This is a genomic window from Mesorhizobium sp. M0207 (genome assembly GCF_040321995.1).
Classification (GTDB): domain Bacteria; phylum Pseudomonadota; class Alphaproteobacteria; order Rhizobiales; family Rhizobiaceae; genus Mesorhizobium.
In genome coordinates, this window is record NZ_JAMYSQ010000012.1 from 124,547 (window position 1) to 140,103 (window position 15,557).

15 protein-coding genes are annotated in these 15,557 nt (G+C 60.6%); 14 read left to right on the forward strand and 1 reads right to left on the reverse strand.

Annotation, left to right across the window (positions count from 1 at the left end; all coding sequences use genetic code 11):
* Nucleotides 1–3 precede the first annotated feature (3 nt).
* The gene (locus NKJ15_RS17780; protein ID WP_352455762.1) at nucleotides 4–423 is read right to left on the reverse strand and encodes a DUF4864 domain-containing protein; all 420 of its coding nucleotides are present in this window, start codon (nucleotides 421–423) and stop codon (nucleotides 4–6) included.
* A 236-nt stretch (nucleotides 424–659) separates the two neighbouring features.
* Between NKJ15_RS17780 and NKJ15_RS17785 the strand changes: the two genes are divergently transcribed.
* The 14 genes from NKJ15_RS17785 to NKJ15_RS17850 all read left to right on the forward strand — a co-directional run bounded on the left by NKJ15_RS17785 (nucleotide 660) and on the right by NKJ15_RS17850 (nucleotide 15,452).
* The gene (locus tag NKJ15_RS17785) at nucleotides 660–896 is read left to right on the forward strand and encodes an Lrp/AsnC ligand binding domain-containing protein (RefSeq protein WP_023674883.1); all 237 of its coding nucleotides are present in this window, start codon (nucleotides 660–662) and stop codon (nucleotides 894–896) included.
* Between the two features lie 172 nt (nucleotides 897–1,068).
* Nucleotides 1,069–2,481, forward strand: a complete 1,413-nt coding sequence (locus tag NKJ15_RS17790; RefSeq protein WP_352613762.1) for a circularly permuted type 2 ATP-grasp protein — start codon at nucleotides 1,069–1,071, stop codon at nucleotides 2,479–2,481.
* A gap of 164 nt (nucleotides 2,482–2,645) precedes the next feature.
* Nucleotides 2,646–3,587: an alpha-E domain-containing protein gene (locus tag NKJ15_RS17795; RefSeq protein ID WP_023674885.1), complete on the forward strand. Its 942-nt coding sequence runs from the start codon at nucleotides 2,646–2,648 to the stop codon at nucleotides 3,585–3,587.
* 61 nt (nucleotides 3,588–3,648) lie between these two features.
* Nucleotides 3,649–4,443 (forward strand): transglutaminase family protein, encoded by a 795-nt coding sequence (locus NKJ15_RS17800; protein WP_352682855.1) that lies wholly within the window; start codon nucleotides 3,649–3,651, stop codon nucleotides 4,441–4,443.
* Between the two features lie 31 nt (nucleotides 4,444–4,474).
* Entirely contained in the window at nucleotides 4,475–5,206 is a 732-nt protein-coding gene (locus tag NKJ15_RS17805; protein ID WP_254817354.1) for a proteasome-type protease, read from the forward strand.
* Between the two features lie 58 nt (nucleotides 5,207–5,264).
* Nucleotides 5,265–6,677: a pyridoxal phosphate-dependent decarboxylase family protein gene (locus NKJ15_RS17810; protein WP_352816491.1), complete on the forward strand. Its 1,413-nt coding sequence runs from the start codon at nucleotides 5,265–5,267 to the stop codon at nucleotides 6,675–6,677.
* A gap of 129 nt (nucleotides 6,678–6,806) precedes the next feature.
* Nucleotides 6,807–7,574: a DeoR/GlpR family DNA-binding transcription regulator gene (locus NKJ15_RS17815; RefSeq protein WP_023674889.1), complete on the forward strand. Its 768-nt coding sequence runs from the start codon at nucleotides 6,807–6,809 to the stop codon at nucleotides 7,572–7,574.
* A gap of 125 nt (nucleotides 7,575–7,699) precedes the next feature.
* On the forward strand, nucleotides 7,700–9,226 hold the full coding sequence (glpD, locus tag NKJ15_RS17820; RefSeq protein WP_023674890.1) for a glycerol-3-phosphate dehydrogenase: 1,527 nt from the start codon (nucleotides 7,700–7,702) through the stop codon (nucleotides 9,224–9,226).
* A gap of 39 nt (nucleotides 9,227–9,265) precedes the next feature.
* Nucleotides 9,266–10,345, forward strand: a complete 1,080-nt coding sequence (locus tag NKJ15_RS17825) for an ABC transporter ATP-binding protein (protein WP_352502508.1) — start codon at nucleotides 9,266–9,268, stop codon at nucleotides 10,343–10,345.
* A 9-nt stretch (nucleotides 10,346–10,354) separates the two neighbouring features.
* Nucleotides 10,355–11,422: an ABC transporter ATP-binding protein gene (locus tag NKJ15_RS17830; protein WP_352502509.1), complete on the forward strand. Its 1,068-nt coding sequence runs from the start codon at nucleotides 10,355–10,357 to the stop codon at nucleotides 11,420–11,422.
* Nucleotide 11,423: 1 nt separating this feature from the next.
* The gene (locus NKJ15_RS17835; protein WP_352502510.1) at nucleotides 11,424–12,290 is read left to right on the forward strand and encodes a carbohydrate ABC transporter permease; all 867 of its coding nucleotides are present in this window, start codon (nucleotides 11,424–11,426) and stop codon (nucleotides 12,288–12,290) included.
* Between the two features lies 1 nt (nucleotide 12,291).
* Nucleotides 12,292–13,206, forward strand: a complete 915-nt coding sequence (locus tag NKJ15_RS17840; RefSeq protein WP_352448784.1) for a carbohydrate ABC transporter permease — start codon at nucleotides 12,292–12,294, stop codon at nucleotides 13,204–13,206.
* 173 nt (nucleotides 13,207–13,379) lie between these two features.
* Nucleotides 13,380–13,646: a DUF2160 domain-containing protein gene (locus tag NKJ15_RS17845; RefSeq protein ID WP_031193610.1), complete on the forward strand. Its 267-nt coding sequence runs from the start codon at nucleotides 13,380–13,382 to the stop codon at nucleotides 13,644–13,646.
* 78 nt (nucleotides 13,647–13,724) lie between these two features.
* Entirely contained in the window at nucleotides 13,725–15,452 is a 1,728-nt protein-coding gene (locus NKJ15_RS17850) for an ABC transporter substrate-binding protein (RefSeq protein ID WP_352816496.1), read from the forward strand.
* The last annotated feature ends 105 nt before the right edge of the window (nucleotides 15,453–15,557 follow it).

Genomic DNA, 15,557 nt, shown 5'->3' on the forward strand with positions numbered 1-15,557 from the left:
CCTTTAGGTGCTGAGCGACGTGGACGCACGCAGGCTGCAGCCGGTGATCCGAAAGCTGCCGTCAGGCTGTAGTTCGAGCGTGTAGACCGCCTCGTAGTCCTTGCCATCCGGGCCGACGATCAGCACTTGCTGGATGATCGAGGTCGGGCTCGTCTCGCGAACTTTGCCGAAGGAGTAGGTCTGCGGTTGGCGCACCGGCGGATAGCCTTTTGTCACCATGTTCATGAAGGTATCGACGGTCGGAAAGATGCGTTTCACATTCGGTGCGGCAAAGCTGTAGGCCGTCATTCCGTCATTGGCGATGAACGCCCTCAACTGCCCATCGATGACTGTCTGCGCCGCTTTGACTTCGGCGTCGCCAGCAAAGGCCTGGGATGCGAAAATGAATGGAACGACTGCGAATGCGAAAAACGCGCGGCGCATGGCCTGTCTCCGTTGTCCCTGAGAAATCGCTGCCTGAAGGTACATGATACCATACGCTTTGCAGTGCTTCAGGGTTTCAGCCGAGCGCAAACATTCGGCGTGGCAGTCCGTGTCCGAGCCGAGAAAGCATTGTCGAGGCGAGAACAGCCTGAGCGATTGCCGATGCTTGAAAGCCGGGCGGCAGTCTGCCACAAGGGCCGCTCGATTAGAGCGTGCGATGTGAGCAGGACCAGGCAATGAAGGCATTTTTCGTGCAGATAAAATGCGATCTGGGCAAGGCCTACGACGTTGCCAGCGCCCTGGCCGATGCCGAGATCGCTTCGGAAATCTACTCGACAGCCGGAAACTACGACCTGCTCGCCAAATTCTATGTCGACGACGAGGAAGACATCGGCCACTTCGTCAACGAGAAAGTGCAGATTCTTCCCGGCATCAAGGACACGTTCACGGTCGTCACCTTTCGCGCGTTTTGATCCGCATCCGGCATGTGCCCGGACACCAGGCAAAGCCTGATCAAGGCCCTATTGGTGCTGCCTTAATTTTAGGCAAGTGCGATATACTGATCGCCGGCGCCCAACAAATCACCGATTGCGCTTGATTTTCTCCAGCCAGGCCAGTGAAATGGCGCCACAGGGGAGTATGCGATTGGCAGCGTTCGATGAAATGCTTCCGGAAGTTTCCGGGCTGAGAAAACCGTATTCGGCTTACGATCGCTGGCTGAAGGAACAGGACCCGGCCAGACTTACCGAGAAGATGCAGGACGCCGAACGCGTCTTTCGCAAGACAGGCATCACTTTCGCCGTCTACGGCGAGCAGGAAGCATCGGAGCGGCTGATACCCTTCGATATCGTTCCGCGCATCATTTCGGGCAACGAATGGCGACGGCTGACGCAAGGCATCGAGCAGCGCGTCCAGGCGCTGAACGCCTTTCTCGACGACATCTACCATCGCCAGGAGATCTTACGCGCCGGCCGGGTGCCGAAGGAGTTGATCGCCAAGAACGAGGCGTTCCTGCCCGAGATGATCGGGGTGCGGCCGCCGGCCGGCGTCTATACCCACATCATCGGCGTCGACATCGTACGCATCAGCGAGAACGAGTTCTACGTGCTGGAGGACAACGCGCGCACGCCGTCCGGCGTCTCCTACATGCTGGAGAACCGCGAGACGATGATGCAGCTCTTTCCCGAGCTGTTCCAGCAGATCAAGGTGCGGCCGGTTGAGAATTACCCGCAGCTCTTGCGCCAGTCGCTGGCGGCAGTGCGGCCGCAAAGCACCAAGGGCGCGCCGACCATTGCCGTGCTGACGCCGGGCAGCTTCAACTCGGCCTATTTCGAACATGCTTTCCTTGCCGACCAGATGGGCGTGCAGCTTGTCGAGGGGCAGGATCTGCGCGTCGTCGATGGCCATGTCGCGATGCGCACCACCGAGGGCTACAAGCAGATCGACGTGCTTTACCGTCGTGTCGACGACTCGTTCCTCGATCCGCTGACCTTCCGCCCCGACTCGGCACTTGGCGTGCCGGGCATTATGGACGTCTACCGCGCCGGCAACATCACGATCGCGAATGCGCCGGGAACCGGCATCGCCGACGACAAGGCGATTTATTCCTACATGCCCGAAATCGTCGAATTCTATACCGGCCGCAAGGCGATCCTCGGCAACATCCCGACCTGGCGCTGCTCGGAGCCGGACAGCCTGAAATACGTGCTCGAACACATCGACGAATTGGTGATCAAGGAAGTCCACGGCTCCGGCGGTTACGGCATGCTGGTCGGTCCGGCGGCGACCAAGAAGGAATGCGAAGAGTTTTCCAAAAAGCTCGCGGCAAAACCGTCGAACTACATCGCCCAGCCGACGCTGGCGCTGTCGACCTGTCCGATCCTGACGGACAAGGGGCTGGCGCCGCGCCATGTCGATCTGCGCCCCTATGTGCTGGTTTCCGACCGTATCCAGATCGTGCCCGGCGGGCTGACCCGAGTAGCGCTCAAGGAAGGCTCGCTGGTCGTCAATTCCTCGCAAGGCGGGGGCACGAAGGATACGTGGGTGTTGGATGATTAGAGTGAAAGTAGTGAATAGTGAATAGTGAATAGTGAATAGGTAAGGATGTGGGTCGTTGATGTTGGTGAAATGCCCTGAAGTGAAGCGCGCGGAATCGTGCCCTGGAATCCGGATAGTCACCATTCACCATTCACCTTTCACTATTCACCACAGGACCGCCTGACATGCTTCTCGGCCGCACCGCCAACGGGCTCTACTGGATGAACCGCTACATCGAGCGGGCGGAAAACATGGCGCGGCTGGTGGATGCCGGCTTGCGCATGGCGCTGACTCGTACTCAGAACGCTTCGGAGGAGTGGAATTCGGTGCTGCTCAGCGCCGGTTCGGACGCCAGCTTCACGCAGAAATATTCCGACTACACCGCCGCCAATGTCGCCGACTATCTGCTGCGCGACACATCGAACCCGTCGAGCACGATGTCGTCTATCGAAACGGCCCGTAACAATGCCCGCATGGTGCGTACCGCACTGACGCGTGAGACCTGGGAAAGCATCAACGAAGCCTGGATGTCGCTGAAGCGGATGCTGGCCAAGCCGATCGACGAGCGCGACCTGCCCAACGCGCTCGACGCAATCAAGCGCGAGACGGCGCTGATCCGCGGCTCGTTCTACGGCACGATGCTGCGCAACGAGATTTTCGATTTTTCGCAGCTCGGCACGTATGTCGAACGCGCCGACAACACCGCGCGCATCCTGGATGTGAAATACTACGTGCTGTTGCCGTCGATCTCCTGGGTCGGCTCGACGCTCGACAACTACCAGTGGGAATCGATCCTGCGCTCGGTGTCGGCGCACCGTTCCTATCGCTGGGTCTATGATGCCGACTACAAGCCGAGCAACATCGCCGATTATCTGATCCTCAACGTCCGCATGCCGCGCTCGCTGACCTTTTGCTACCGCTTCCTGACGGAGCATCTCAAATTCCTGGGTGACGACTATGGGGAGCGCCACGCCTGTCATGCGACGGCTGCCAAGACCCAGGCCATGCTGACGGCCGGGTCGATCAAGGATATTTTCGACGCCGGCCTGCACGAATTCCTGGCCAATTTCATCCGCGACAACACCAGGCTCGGCGACGAGATCGCGCAGGATTACAGGTTCTATTGAGCATGATCCCAAAAAGCGGAGACCGGTTTTCGGAAAAGCTCATGCTCCAGGGACGAGTGCGATGCGGCTGAAGATCACCCACCGGACCGAATACCGCTACGATGCGCCGGTGCATTATCTGTTGCAGCGTTTGCGGCTGCTCCCGGTGAACGGGCGCACCCAGACGGTGCTGTCCTGGGCGCTGAGGATCGAAGGCGCACGCGAGGAAGTGCGCTTCACCGACCATTTCGGCAATGATACCCGGCTGTTGAGCGTCGAGGGCGAGCGCGACTTCATCACCGTCGAAGCAGCCGGCGAAGTGGTGACGCGCGACACCGCTGGCGTCTGCGGACCGCACCAGGGTTTCGCGCCGCTCTGGCTGTTCGGCCAGGAAACGCCGCTGACGACGATCGGAAGCGGCATTCGCGAGCTTGCTGCCTCGGTCGGCAAGGGTACCGACATCGAAAGGCTGCACCGGTTGATGGCGGTGATCGGCGAGCGCGTCGCTTATACGCCGGACACCACCAACGTGACGACGCCGGCCGAAGAGGCCTTGGCGCTCAAGACCGGCGTTTGCCAGGACCACAGCCACATCTTCGTTGCCGCGGCGCGTGCCATGGATTTTCCGGCCCGCTATATCAGCGGCTACCTGATGATGGATGCGGCCATCGAGCAGGCGGCAAGCCACGCCTGGGCCGAGGCGCATATCTCGGGCCTCGGCTGGGTCGCCTTCGATGTCGCCAACGGCATTTCTCCGGACGAGCGTTATGTGAAGGTGGCGACCGGCCGCGATTATCGCGACGCCACGCCGGTATCTGGAATTCGGCTGGGACAGGCGGAAGAACAGCTTGCGGTCACCGTCACCGTGGAGCAGTAATCCCCGGCAAGATTGTTGCCAAAGAGATTCGATGACCTATTGCGTCGGCCTGAAGATCGATCGCGGGCTCGTGTTCATGTCGGACACGCGCACCAACGCCGGCATGGATTCGATCTCGACCTTCAGGAAGATGCATGTCTGGGAAGAGCCGGGCGAGCGCGTCATCGTTTTGATGTCGGCCGGCAATCTGGCGACGACGCAGGCCGTGGTCAGCCTGCTCGACGAACGCACCAAGGCAGTGGCGGAGCGCCGTGCCACACTGCTCGAAACGCCCTCCATGTACCAGACAGTCCGGTTGGTCGGAGACACCGTCAAGGAGGTCATCGCCAGTTCGTCGCCGGCGGGCGAAAAGGCGGATTCCTACTTCAACGCCTCCTTCATCCTCGGCGGTCAGATCAAGGGCAGCGCGCCGCGCCTGTTCATGATCTATCCGGAAGGCAATTTCATCGAATCCACCGACGACACGCCGTTCTTCCAGATCGGTGAGACCAAATACGGCAAGCCGATCATTATCCGTGCGTATGAAAGGACCATGAGTTTCGCCGAGACGGTGAAGTTGCTGCTGGTGTCGTTCGACTCGACGCTGAAGTCGAACCTGTCGGTCGGCCTGCCGCTCGACCTGCTGTTCTATGAAAAGGACACTTTCAAGGTCGGCCTCAAAAAGCGAATAACCCAGGACGATCAATATTATCGTACGATCTCGGATAGCTGGTCGAACGCGCTGAAGACCGCCTTTGCCAGTCTGCCTGATTTTCCCGAATGAAAACCTTCGTTTTTCGTGCTCTTTGATCGCGGCTCGATGAGGCGCTACGGAGGCGAAGATGAATAGCAACGAATTCCGCGAATGGTCGCTGCGAGCGGCTGAATGGGGCGTCGACTACAGAAACGGCCTTCGCGAAACACCGGTGCGGCCGCTTGTCGAGCCGGGCGAAATCTTCAAAAGCATCGATGCCGCGCCGCCGGAAGACAGCGAAACGATGCAGGCAATCTTCGCCGATTTCGAACAAAAGATCTTGCCGGGCATGACGCACTGGCAGCATCCGCGTTTCTTCGCCTATTTCCCGGCTAACGCGGCACCGGTCTCCGTCGTGGCCGAGTATCTGGTTTCCGCGATGGCCGCGCAATGCATGCTCTGGCAGACCTCGCCGGCGGCAACCGAGCTCGAGACGCGTGTCGTCGACTGGATGCGGCAGGCGCTTGGTTTGCCGGAGGGATTTTCCGGCGTCATGCAGGATTCGGCTTCATCGGCGACGCTTGCCGCCGTGCTGACAATGCGCGAGCGCGCGCTCGACTGGCAAGGCAACAAGAACGGCTTGCAAGGGCAGCCGGTCGTGCGGATCTATTCTTCCGACCAGGTCCATACTTCTATCGACCGGGCGATCTGGGTGTCGGGCATCGGCGAGGCGAACCTCGTGCGCATTCCGGTCGCCGGACGCTTCCGCGTCATGCAGACGGCGGCTCTGGAAGCCGCGATCGTTACCGACCGCGAAAACGGCATGCTGCCGGCGGGCATCATCGCCAGCGTCGGCGGCACAAGTACCGGCGGCACCGACAATGTGGCGGCTGTTGCCGAGGTGGCGAAGCGGCACGGGCTCTACCTGCATGTCGATGCCGCATGGGCCGGCTCCGCCATGATCTGCCACGAGTTCCGGCATTTCTGGACCGGCGCCGAAAATGCCGATTCCATCGTCTTCAACCCGCATAAATGGTTGGGGGCACAGTTCGATTGCTCGATGCAGTTCATCCGCCAGCCGGAAGACCTGGTCCGCACGCTGGCGATCAAGCCCGAATTCCTGAAAACGCATGGCCGCGACGGGGTCATCAACTACTCCGAATGGTCGGTGCCGCTCGGACGGAGGTTCCGCGCTCTGAAACTTTGGTTCCTGCTGCGTGCGCATGGCTTGGAAAATCTGCGGAACATGATCCGCAACCATGTTGCCTGGAGCGAGAGCCTCGCCGCGCGGCTGGCTCGGGAACCGGATTTCGAGATCGTCACGGAACCGATGCTGTCGCTATTCTCATTCCGCCATCTCGCGGCTGCGGCCATCGACTCTGACGAGCACAATTTGCGGTTGGTCAGCGCGATCAACGATGACGGCCGCATTTACCTGACGCAGACCCGGGTGGACGGGCAGGTGGCGATCCGCTTTCAGGTCGGGCAGTTCGAAACGACTGCGGCGGACGTCGATACTGCGTTCGAGGTCATCACTGAGATCGCGCGTGGGCTGAGTTGATAGCCTCGTCGAGATCGCGCCGGAGCTTTTCTCGCTGCAGTCGTCCGATTGTCATTAGCCGGCCCATACCTGTTCATGGCTTTCGTTTTCAGCTATAGACGAGAAAAACGAAAATGAGAGGGTTGCTAGATGTATCTGTCGCCGCGTCATTCCGAAATCATCCAGATGGCCAAGGACCATGGCCGCGTACTGGTCGAGGAGCTGGCGACGCATTTCAACGTGACGCCGCAGACGATCCGCAAGGATCTCAACGATCTCTGCGACCAGCGGCTTTTGTCCCGCATCCATGGCGGGGCATTGTTCCCCTCCGGCATCGAGAACATGGAATATGAGGCTCGGCGCAAGATCGCCGCCGAGGAGAAGGAGGCGATCGGCCGCGCAGCAGCCCGGCTGATCCCCGACAACGCGTCTCTGTTCATCAATATTGGGACAACGACGGAAGCTGTCAGCAAGTCGCTTCTCGATCACAGCGGCCTGATGGTCATCACCAATAACATCAATGTTGCCAACAGGATGCGCATATATCCTTCGATCGAGGTGGTGATCGCCGGCGGTGTCGTGCGCGGTTCCGACGGCGGTGTGGTCGGCGAGGCCGCGGTCGATTTCATCAGGCAGTTCAAGGTCGATTTTGCGGTGATCGGCGCCTCGGCCATCGACCATGACGGCGCACTGCTCGACTTCGATTTTCGCGAGGTGAAGGTGGCTCAGGCGATCATCGCCAACGCCCGACATGTGATCCTGGTGTCGGACCAGACCAAATTCGAGCGCACCGCGCCCGTCCGCATCGGCCATCTGTCGCAGGTCAACACCTTTATCACCGATCGTTGCGACATCCCGTCGGTGCGTAAGATCTGCCAGGAGGCAGAAGTTCAGCTGATCGAAACGTCGCTATCCTAGAGATGCCGTCGCGGCATCTTCCGCCTATCACATTTCGTTTGACATTCGTTATCATTTCGAAATAATTCCCGTACGGTTTCGCAAGAACCCAAAAATGCTGCAATGCGAAATCGAGGGAGGATTCTTTGAGCGCATCACCGATTCATGACATTTTCGTCATCGGTGGCGGCATCAATGGCTGCGGCATCGCCCGCGATGCCGTTGGACGTGGCTTTTCGGTCTTTCTTGCCGAGATGAACGATCTGGCCAGCGGGACCTCTTCCGGCTCGACCAAACTGATCCATGGCGGCTTGCGCTATCTCGAATTCTACGAATTCCGCCTGGTACGCGAAGCGCTGATGGAACGCGAGGTCCTGTGGAGGAACGCGCCGCACATCATCTGGCCGATGCGCTTCGTGCTGCCATACGCCAAGGGGCTGCGTCCGGCCTGGCTGATCCGGCTCGGGCTTTTCCTCTACGACCATATTGGCGGGCGCAAATTGCTGCCGCCGACGAAAACGCTGGACATGGCTAAGGATCCGGCCGGCAAGCCGCTGAAGCCGCTGTTTCGAAAGGCGTTCGAATATTCGGACGGTTGGGTCAACGATGCCCGGCTGGTTGTGTTGAACGCCCGCGACGCTGCCGAACGCGGTGCAACCATTCGAACCCGAACAAAGGTCGTCAGCGCACGCCGCGAAGGCAATCTCTGGACGGTCAGGCTTGAAAATGTGCGGACCGGCGATACCGAGGAGGTCAAGGCGCGGCTGCTGGTCAATGCCGCCGGCCCGTGGGTCGATCAGGTGCTGTCGGCCACCGTCGGCCTGAACGACGTGCACAATGTCCGCCTCGTACAAGGCAGCCACATCGTCGTGGGCAAGAAATTCGACGACCCACGCGCCTATTTCTTTCAGAACAAGGACGGGCGCATCATTTTCGCCATCCCTTACGAGGACGAGTTCACGCTCATCGGCACCACCGACCGTGACTATCCCGGCGATCCGCACAACGTCAGGATCAATGACGCCGAGATCGACTATCTCTGCGCTGCGGCAAGCGAATATTTCGCGCAGCCGGTCAAGCCGTCGGATATCGTCTGGACCTATTCCGCGGTGCGACCGCTCTACGACGATGGCGCCTCAAAGGCGCAGGAAGCCACCCGAGACTATGTGCTGAAGGCCGATGGAGGCGAGGGTGCCGCCCCGATTGTCAACGCCTTTGGCGGCAAGATCACGACCTACCGCCGATTGTCGGAATCGATGCTTGAGAAGATCGAGGGTTTTCTCGGCAAGCGCGGCAAACCATGGACGGCAAACGCACCGCTGCCCGGCGGTGACTTTCCCGTCACCGGCTTCGATGCCGAGGTGGCGAAACTGAAAACGGCGTACCCGTTCCTCGACGCCCGGCTGGCCCGCCGGTTGACCCGGCTCTACGGCACCCGCGCAAGGAAGCTGCTGGGCCTCGCCAAGTCGAACGTCGATCTTGGCCGCAACTTTGGCGCCGATCTCTACGAAGCCGAGGTGCGCTACCTCGTCGAAAACGAATGGGCGATGACTGCCGAGGATGTATTGTGGCGCCGGACCAAGCGCGGCCTGCGTCTCAGCCGTGAGCAGGCGGCAGTGCTCGACGAGTTCATGCGCGGAATAAGCCGGCAGCACGTAGCGGCTGCCGAATAGGAACGGCCGACTGATGCAGAAAGCCTGGGAGGAGGCATCATGCTTGAACTGAGAAACGTGACGAAGACGGTGGGTGCGGCGGAACATATCCGCGACGTCTCGCTGACGCTTCAGCACGGCTCGCTCAACGTCCTGCTCGGGCCGACGCTCTCCGGCAAGACCAGCCTGATGCGGCTGATGGCGGGCCTCGACGTGCCGACCTCGGGCTCGGTCTGGTTTGATGGCAAGGATGTCACCGGCATGCCGGTGCAAAAGCGCAACGTCGCCATGGTCTACCAGCAATTCATCAATTATCCGGCGATGACGGTCTACGAAAACATCGCCTCACCGCTGCGGGTGGCCGGCACGGATCAGGCAGCGATCGACAGGGAGGTGCGCAATGCCGCCGCCCTTCTCAAACTAACGCCCTATCTCGACCGGACGCCTCTCAGTCTGTCGGGCGGCCAGCAGCAGCGCACCGCGCTGGCCCGCGCGATCGTCAAGAATGCCAGCCTCGTGCTGCTCGACGAGCCGCTCGCCAATCTCGACTACAAGCTGCGCGAAGAATTACGCGCGGAACTGCCGAAAGTCTTCGCGGCCGCCGGTACAATCTTTGTTTATGCCACGACCGAGCCGCACGAAGCCTTGCTGCTCGGCGGCAACACGGCGACGCTTTCCGAAGGCAGCATCACCCAGTTCGGGCCGACCATCGAAGTGTTCCGCAAACCGGTTGATCTGGTGACGGCGAGAACCTTCGCCGATCCGCCGCTCAACACCATCGTGCTTGCCAAGAAGGGTCTGGATTTCCTGCTCGAGGGCGGCGTGAAATTGCCGGTGCCGGCGGAACTCTTCGGCATTGCCGATGCGATCTATACGATCGGCTTCCAGCCGCATCATCTGTCCCTCGATCGGCCCAACGCCGCCGCAGTGCCGGTGCGCGCAAAGGTGACGATCACCGAGATCACCGGATCGGAAAGCTTCGTCCATCTCGATTTTGCCGATGCGCGCTGGGTCATGCTGACCCATGGCATTCGCGACTTCGAGCCGGACGAGGAGGTCGAGGTGTTCATCGACCCGCGCCACATCATGGTCTTCGACGAGCACGGCCGTGCCGTGGCCGCGCCGAAGCTGGCGGCCTAGGAGGAAGCGATGGCGCGCATCGATGTTAATCATATCCGCCACTCCTATCTGCAGAACCCGCGCACGGATGCCGATTTCGCGCTGAAGGAAGTGCACCACACCTTCGAGGATGGCGGCGCTTATGCGCTGCTCGGCCCATCCGGCTGCGGCAAGACCACGCTGCTCAACATCATTTCGGGATTGCTGCATCCCTCGCATGGCCAGCTGCTGTTCAACGGCAGGGACGTGACCAATCTGTCGACCCAAGAGCGCAACATCGCCCAGGTCTTCCAGTTCCCGGTGATCTACGACACGATGACCGTCTACGACAATCTGGCGTTCCCGCTGCGCAATCGCGGCGTGCCGGAGGCCGACGTCGACCGCAAGGTGCGCGAGACGCTGGAGATGACCGGGCTGGCCGATATGGCCGAACGAAAGGCGCGCGGACTGACCGCCGACCAGAAGCAGAAAATCTCGCTCGGACGCGGGCTGGTGCGCTCCGACGTCAATGCCATCCTGTTCGACGAGCCTTTGACAGTCATCGACCCGCATATGAAATGGGTGCTGCGCTCGCAGTTGAAGCAGCTTCACCGCCGCTTCGGCTACACCATGGTCTATGTCACGCACGACCAGACCGAGGCGTTGACCTTCGCCGACAGGGTGGTCGTCATGTATGACGGCGAAATCGTGCAGATCGGCACACCGGCAGAGCTGTTCGAGCACCCGCGCCACACCTTTGTCGGCTATTTCATCGGCTCGCCCGGCATGAATGTCATGCCGGTGGCGATCGACGGCAAGACAGCGAAGCTGGGCTCGCAGCAGATCGAACTGCCGGGCGTGCCCAAGGCGGGCGGCGGCGCCATCGAACTCGGCATCCGTCCCGAATATGTGCGCCTAGGCAGCCAGGGCATGGCCGTCCGGATCAGCAAGGTCGAGGACGTCGGCCGCCACAAGGTGGTCCGTGCCAATCTTGAAGGGCGCGAGATCGCCGCCGTCATCGGCGAGGACGAGACAGTTCCGGCTGATCCGAAGGTGCGGTTCGACCCGGCCGGCATCAACATCTATGCCAATTCCTGGCGCGTCGAGATGGGAGCCTGAAGTGGAAAAGACCTGGAACAACAGAGCCTGGTTCCTGGTGCTGCCGGTGCTGCTGCTGGTGGCGTTCTCGGCGGTCATACCGCTGATGACGGTCGTCAATTATTCGGTGCAGGACACTTTCGGCAATAACGTCTTCTTCTGGGCCGGCACGGAATGGTTCGAGGAACTGCTTTCCTCCAGCCGCTTCTGGCAGGCGATGATCCGCAACCTTGTCTTCTCCTTCATCATCCTGGCGATCGAAGTGCCGCTCGGCATCTTCATTGCGCTCAATATGCCGAAGAAGGGTTGGGGCGTGCCTGTTTGCCTTGTTTTGATGGCGTTGCCGCTGCTGATCCCGTGGAACGTCGTCGGCACCATCTGGCAGGTGTTCGGGCGCAACGACATTGGCCTGCTCGGTTATTACATCAACGCGCTCGGCATCGACTATAATTATGTGCAAGACCCATACGACGCCTGGGTCACGGTCATCATCATGGACGTCTGGCATTGGACCAGCCTCGTCGTTCTGCTCTGCTACGCCGGCCTGGTCTCGATCCCGGATGCCTTTTATCAGGCGGCCAAGATCGACGGTGCCTCGCGCTGGGCGGTGTTCCGCTACATCCAGCTGCCGAAGATGAACCGCGTGCTGCTGATCGCCGTGCTGCTGCGCTTCATGGATAGCTTCATGATCTACACCGAACCGTTCGTGGTGACCGGCGGCGGACCCGGCAACTCGACGACCTTTCTTTCGATCGATCTCGTCAAGACCGCGCTCGGCCAGTTCGACCTCGGCCCGGCGGCGGCGATGTCGCTGGTCTACTTCCTTATCGTCCTGTTGTTGTCATGGGTGTTCTACACCGTGATGACCAATTACGACGCGGAGCGCTGAGATGAGCCGCACCGAAGAGAGAGCCGATAGGGTGAGCGAGACGACAGCTTCGGAAGGGCTCGCCAGCACGCTACGGCAGGACGAGATCGCACGGCTGATGCGCCGTCGCGGCGAGGAGTCGCGTTGGTGGTGGATCGTGCCGACGCTCTACATCATCGTTCTGCTTTTGCCGATCTACTGGCTCATCAATATGAGCTTCAAGACCAATGGCGAGATCGTCTCGTCGCTGACGCTCTACCCCCACGCACCGACATTGGCGAATTACCGCACCATCTTCACCGACGCGTCCTGGTATTCGGGCTACATCAACTCGATCACCTATGTGGTTATGAACATGGTGATTTCGGTGGCTGCGGCACTGCCTGCTGCCTATGCCTTTTCGCGCTATCGCTTCCTCGGCGACAAGCATCTGTTCTTCTGGCTGCTGACCAACCGCATGGCGCCGCCGGCGGTGTTCGCGCTGCCATTCTTCCAGCTTTATTCGGCCTTCGGCCTTATCGACACCCACATCGCCGTGGCTCTGGCGCATTGCCTGTTCAACGTGCCGCTGGCGGTGTGGATCCTCGAAGGCTTCATGTCGGGCGTACCCAAGGAGATCGACGAGACCGCCTATATCGACGGCTATTCGTTCCCGCGCTTCTTCATCAAGATATTCATGCCGCTGATTGCGAGCGGCATCGGCGTGGCGTGCTTCTTCTGCTTCATGTTCTCGTGGGTGGAGCTCTTGATCGCCCGTACGCTGACGACAACCGATGCCAAGCCGATCGCCGCGACCATGACCCGCACCGTTTCGGCCGCCGGCATGGATTGGGGGCTGCTCGCCGCAGCCGGCGTGCTGACGCTGATTCCCGGCGCGCTCGTCATCTGGTTTGTGCGCAACTACATCGCCAAGGGCTTTGCCCTGGGGAGGGTATGATGGAGCAGGTCGACAGAAGCCCATGGTGGTGGGCCGTGCTGCTTCTCGCCCTGGTCGTCGTGGCCTGGGTGGCACTTCAAATCGATTTCGTGGCAATAACGGTGGGCTTCAGCGATCCGGCCAATATCCGCCTGTGGGGATTTAACCTCTCGTCCAACCTCGATTTTTCGTGGATGGCCTGGACGTGGCCGACCGCGGCCTTCTTTGGAACCATCTTTCTGCTGCTTTGCGGCATGGCGGTGTGGGAATACGTCTCGCCGGGCGGCAATCCGCGCGTCGGCGTGCTGCGGTTCGAAACGACGCGTGGCGACCGCCTGTTCCTGTCGCTGCTTGGCAGCGCCTTTATCCATCTCGCTTGGCTGGGTCTAGTCGGACCCAATCTGTGGTGGGCTCTCGCTCTCTCCGTGGTCTACGCCGTCGGCGTGTTCCGCTACGTATAGAGGGGGAAACTGTTGGAACGGCGGCGTGCCGGCCGCCGATCCAGATCGCACTTTGAACTTTAACAGTGGAGGAAATACATGCGACGGCAATTCTTGACATCAACAACTGCGCTTGTCCTGTTGCTCGGGGCAAGCAATGCCTATGCCGGAATGGACGAGGCCAAGACCTTCCTCGATAAGGAAATCGGGCCCCTTTCGACGCTTTCGCGCGCCGACCAGGAAGCCGAGATGCAATGGTTCATCGATGCCGCGAAACCTTTCGCCGGCATGGATATCAAGGTGGTTTCCGAAACCATCGCCACGCATCAATATGAATCGCAGGTGCTGGCGCCGGCCTTTACGGCCATCACCGGCATCAAGGTTACGCATGACGTCATCCAGGAAGGCGACGTCGTCGAGAAGATCCAGACCCAGATGCAGACCGGCCAGAACCTCTATGACGGCTGGGTCAACGATTCCGATCTGATCGGCACGCACTGGCGCTACCAGCAGGTGCGCAACCTGACCGACTGGATGGCAGGCGACGGCAAGGATGTCACCAACCCGAATCTCGACCTGAAGGATTTCATCGGCACTTCGTTCACCACCGCGCCCGACAAGAAACTCTACCAACTTCCCGACCAGCAGTTCGCCAACCTCTACTGGTTCCGTTACGACTGGTTCAACGACGAGAAGAACAAGGCGGACTTCAAGGCCAAATACGGCTACGACCTCGGCGTGCCGGTGAACTGGTCGGCCTATGAGGACATTGCAGCGTTCTTCACCGGGCGTGAGATCGACGGCAAGAAGGTCTACGGCCATATGGACTATGGCAAGAAGGACCCGTCGCTCGGCTGGCGGTTCACCGACGCCTGGCTGTCGATGGCCGGCAATGGCGACAAGGGCATTCCGAACGGTCTGCCCGTCGACGAGTGGGGCATCAAGGTCGACGAGAATTCGCGTCCGGTCGGTTCCTGCACGGCGCGCGGCGGCGACACCAATGGTCCGGCTTCCGTCTATGCCATCCAGAAGTACCTCGATTGGCTGAAGGCCTATGCACCGGCGGAAGCCCAAGGCATGACCTTCTCCGAATCGGGGCCAGTTCCGGCGCAGGGCGCGGTTGCCCAGCAGATCTTCTGGTACACCGCCTTCACCGCCAGCATGGTCGACGCCAGCGCCAAGGCGGTGCTGAACGACGACGGCACGCCGAAGTGGCGCATGGCGCCGTCGCCGCATGGCGTCTACTGGAAGGACGGCATGAAGCTCGGCTATCAGGACGTCGGTTCCTGGACGCTGATGAAGTCGACGCCGACCGACCGCGCCAAGGCCGCCTGGCTCTACGCGCAGTTCGTCACCTCGAAGACGGTCGACGTGAAGAAGAGCCATGTCGGCCTGACCTTCATCCGCGAGAGCACGATCCACGACAAGAGCTTCACCGAACGTGCGCCAAAGCTCGGCGGCTTGATCGAGTTCTACCGCTCGCCGGCGCGCGTCCAGTGGTCCCCGACCGGCACCAACGTGCCGGACTATCCGAAGCTGGCACAGCTCTGGTGGCAGGCGATCGGCGATGCTTCGTCGGGCGCCAAGAGCGCGCAGGAAGCGATGGACTCGCTCTGCGCCGAGCAGGAAAAGGTGATGAGCCGCATCGAGAAGTCGGGCGTCCAGGGCGATATTGGCCCGAAGATGGCCGAAGAGCATGACCTCGCCTACTGGAATGCGGAAGCGGTCAAGAAGGGCAATCTCGCTCCTCAGCTCAAGATCGAGAACGAGAAGGAAAAGCCGGTCACCATCAACTACGACGAGCTGGTGAAGAGCTGGCAGCAATAGGGCCGTTTGATGCGGGCGTCCGCGCCCGCATCGCCATACTCAGGGGAGGCGGCATGTTGCCGTCTCCCCTGTTTGCGTGAACGGCTCCGCGCCATCTGGCGTCGA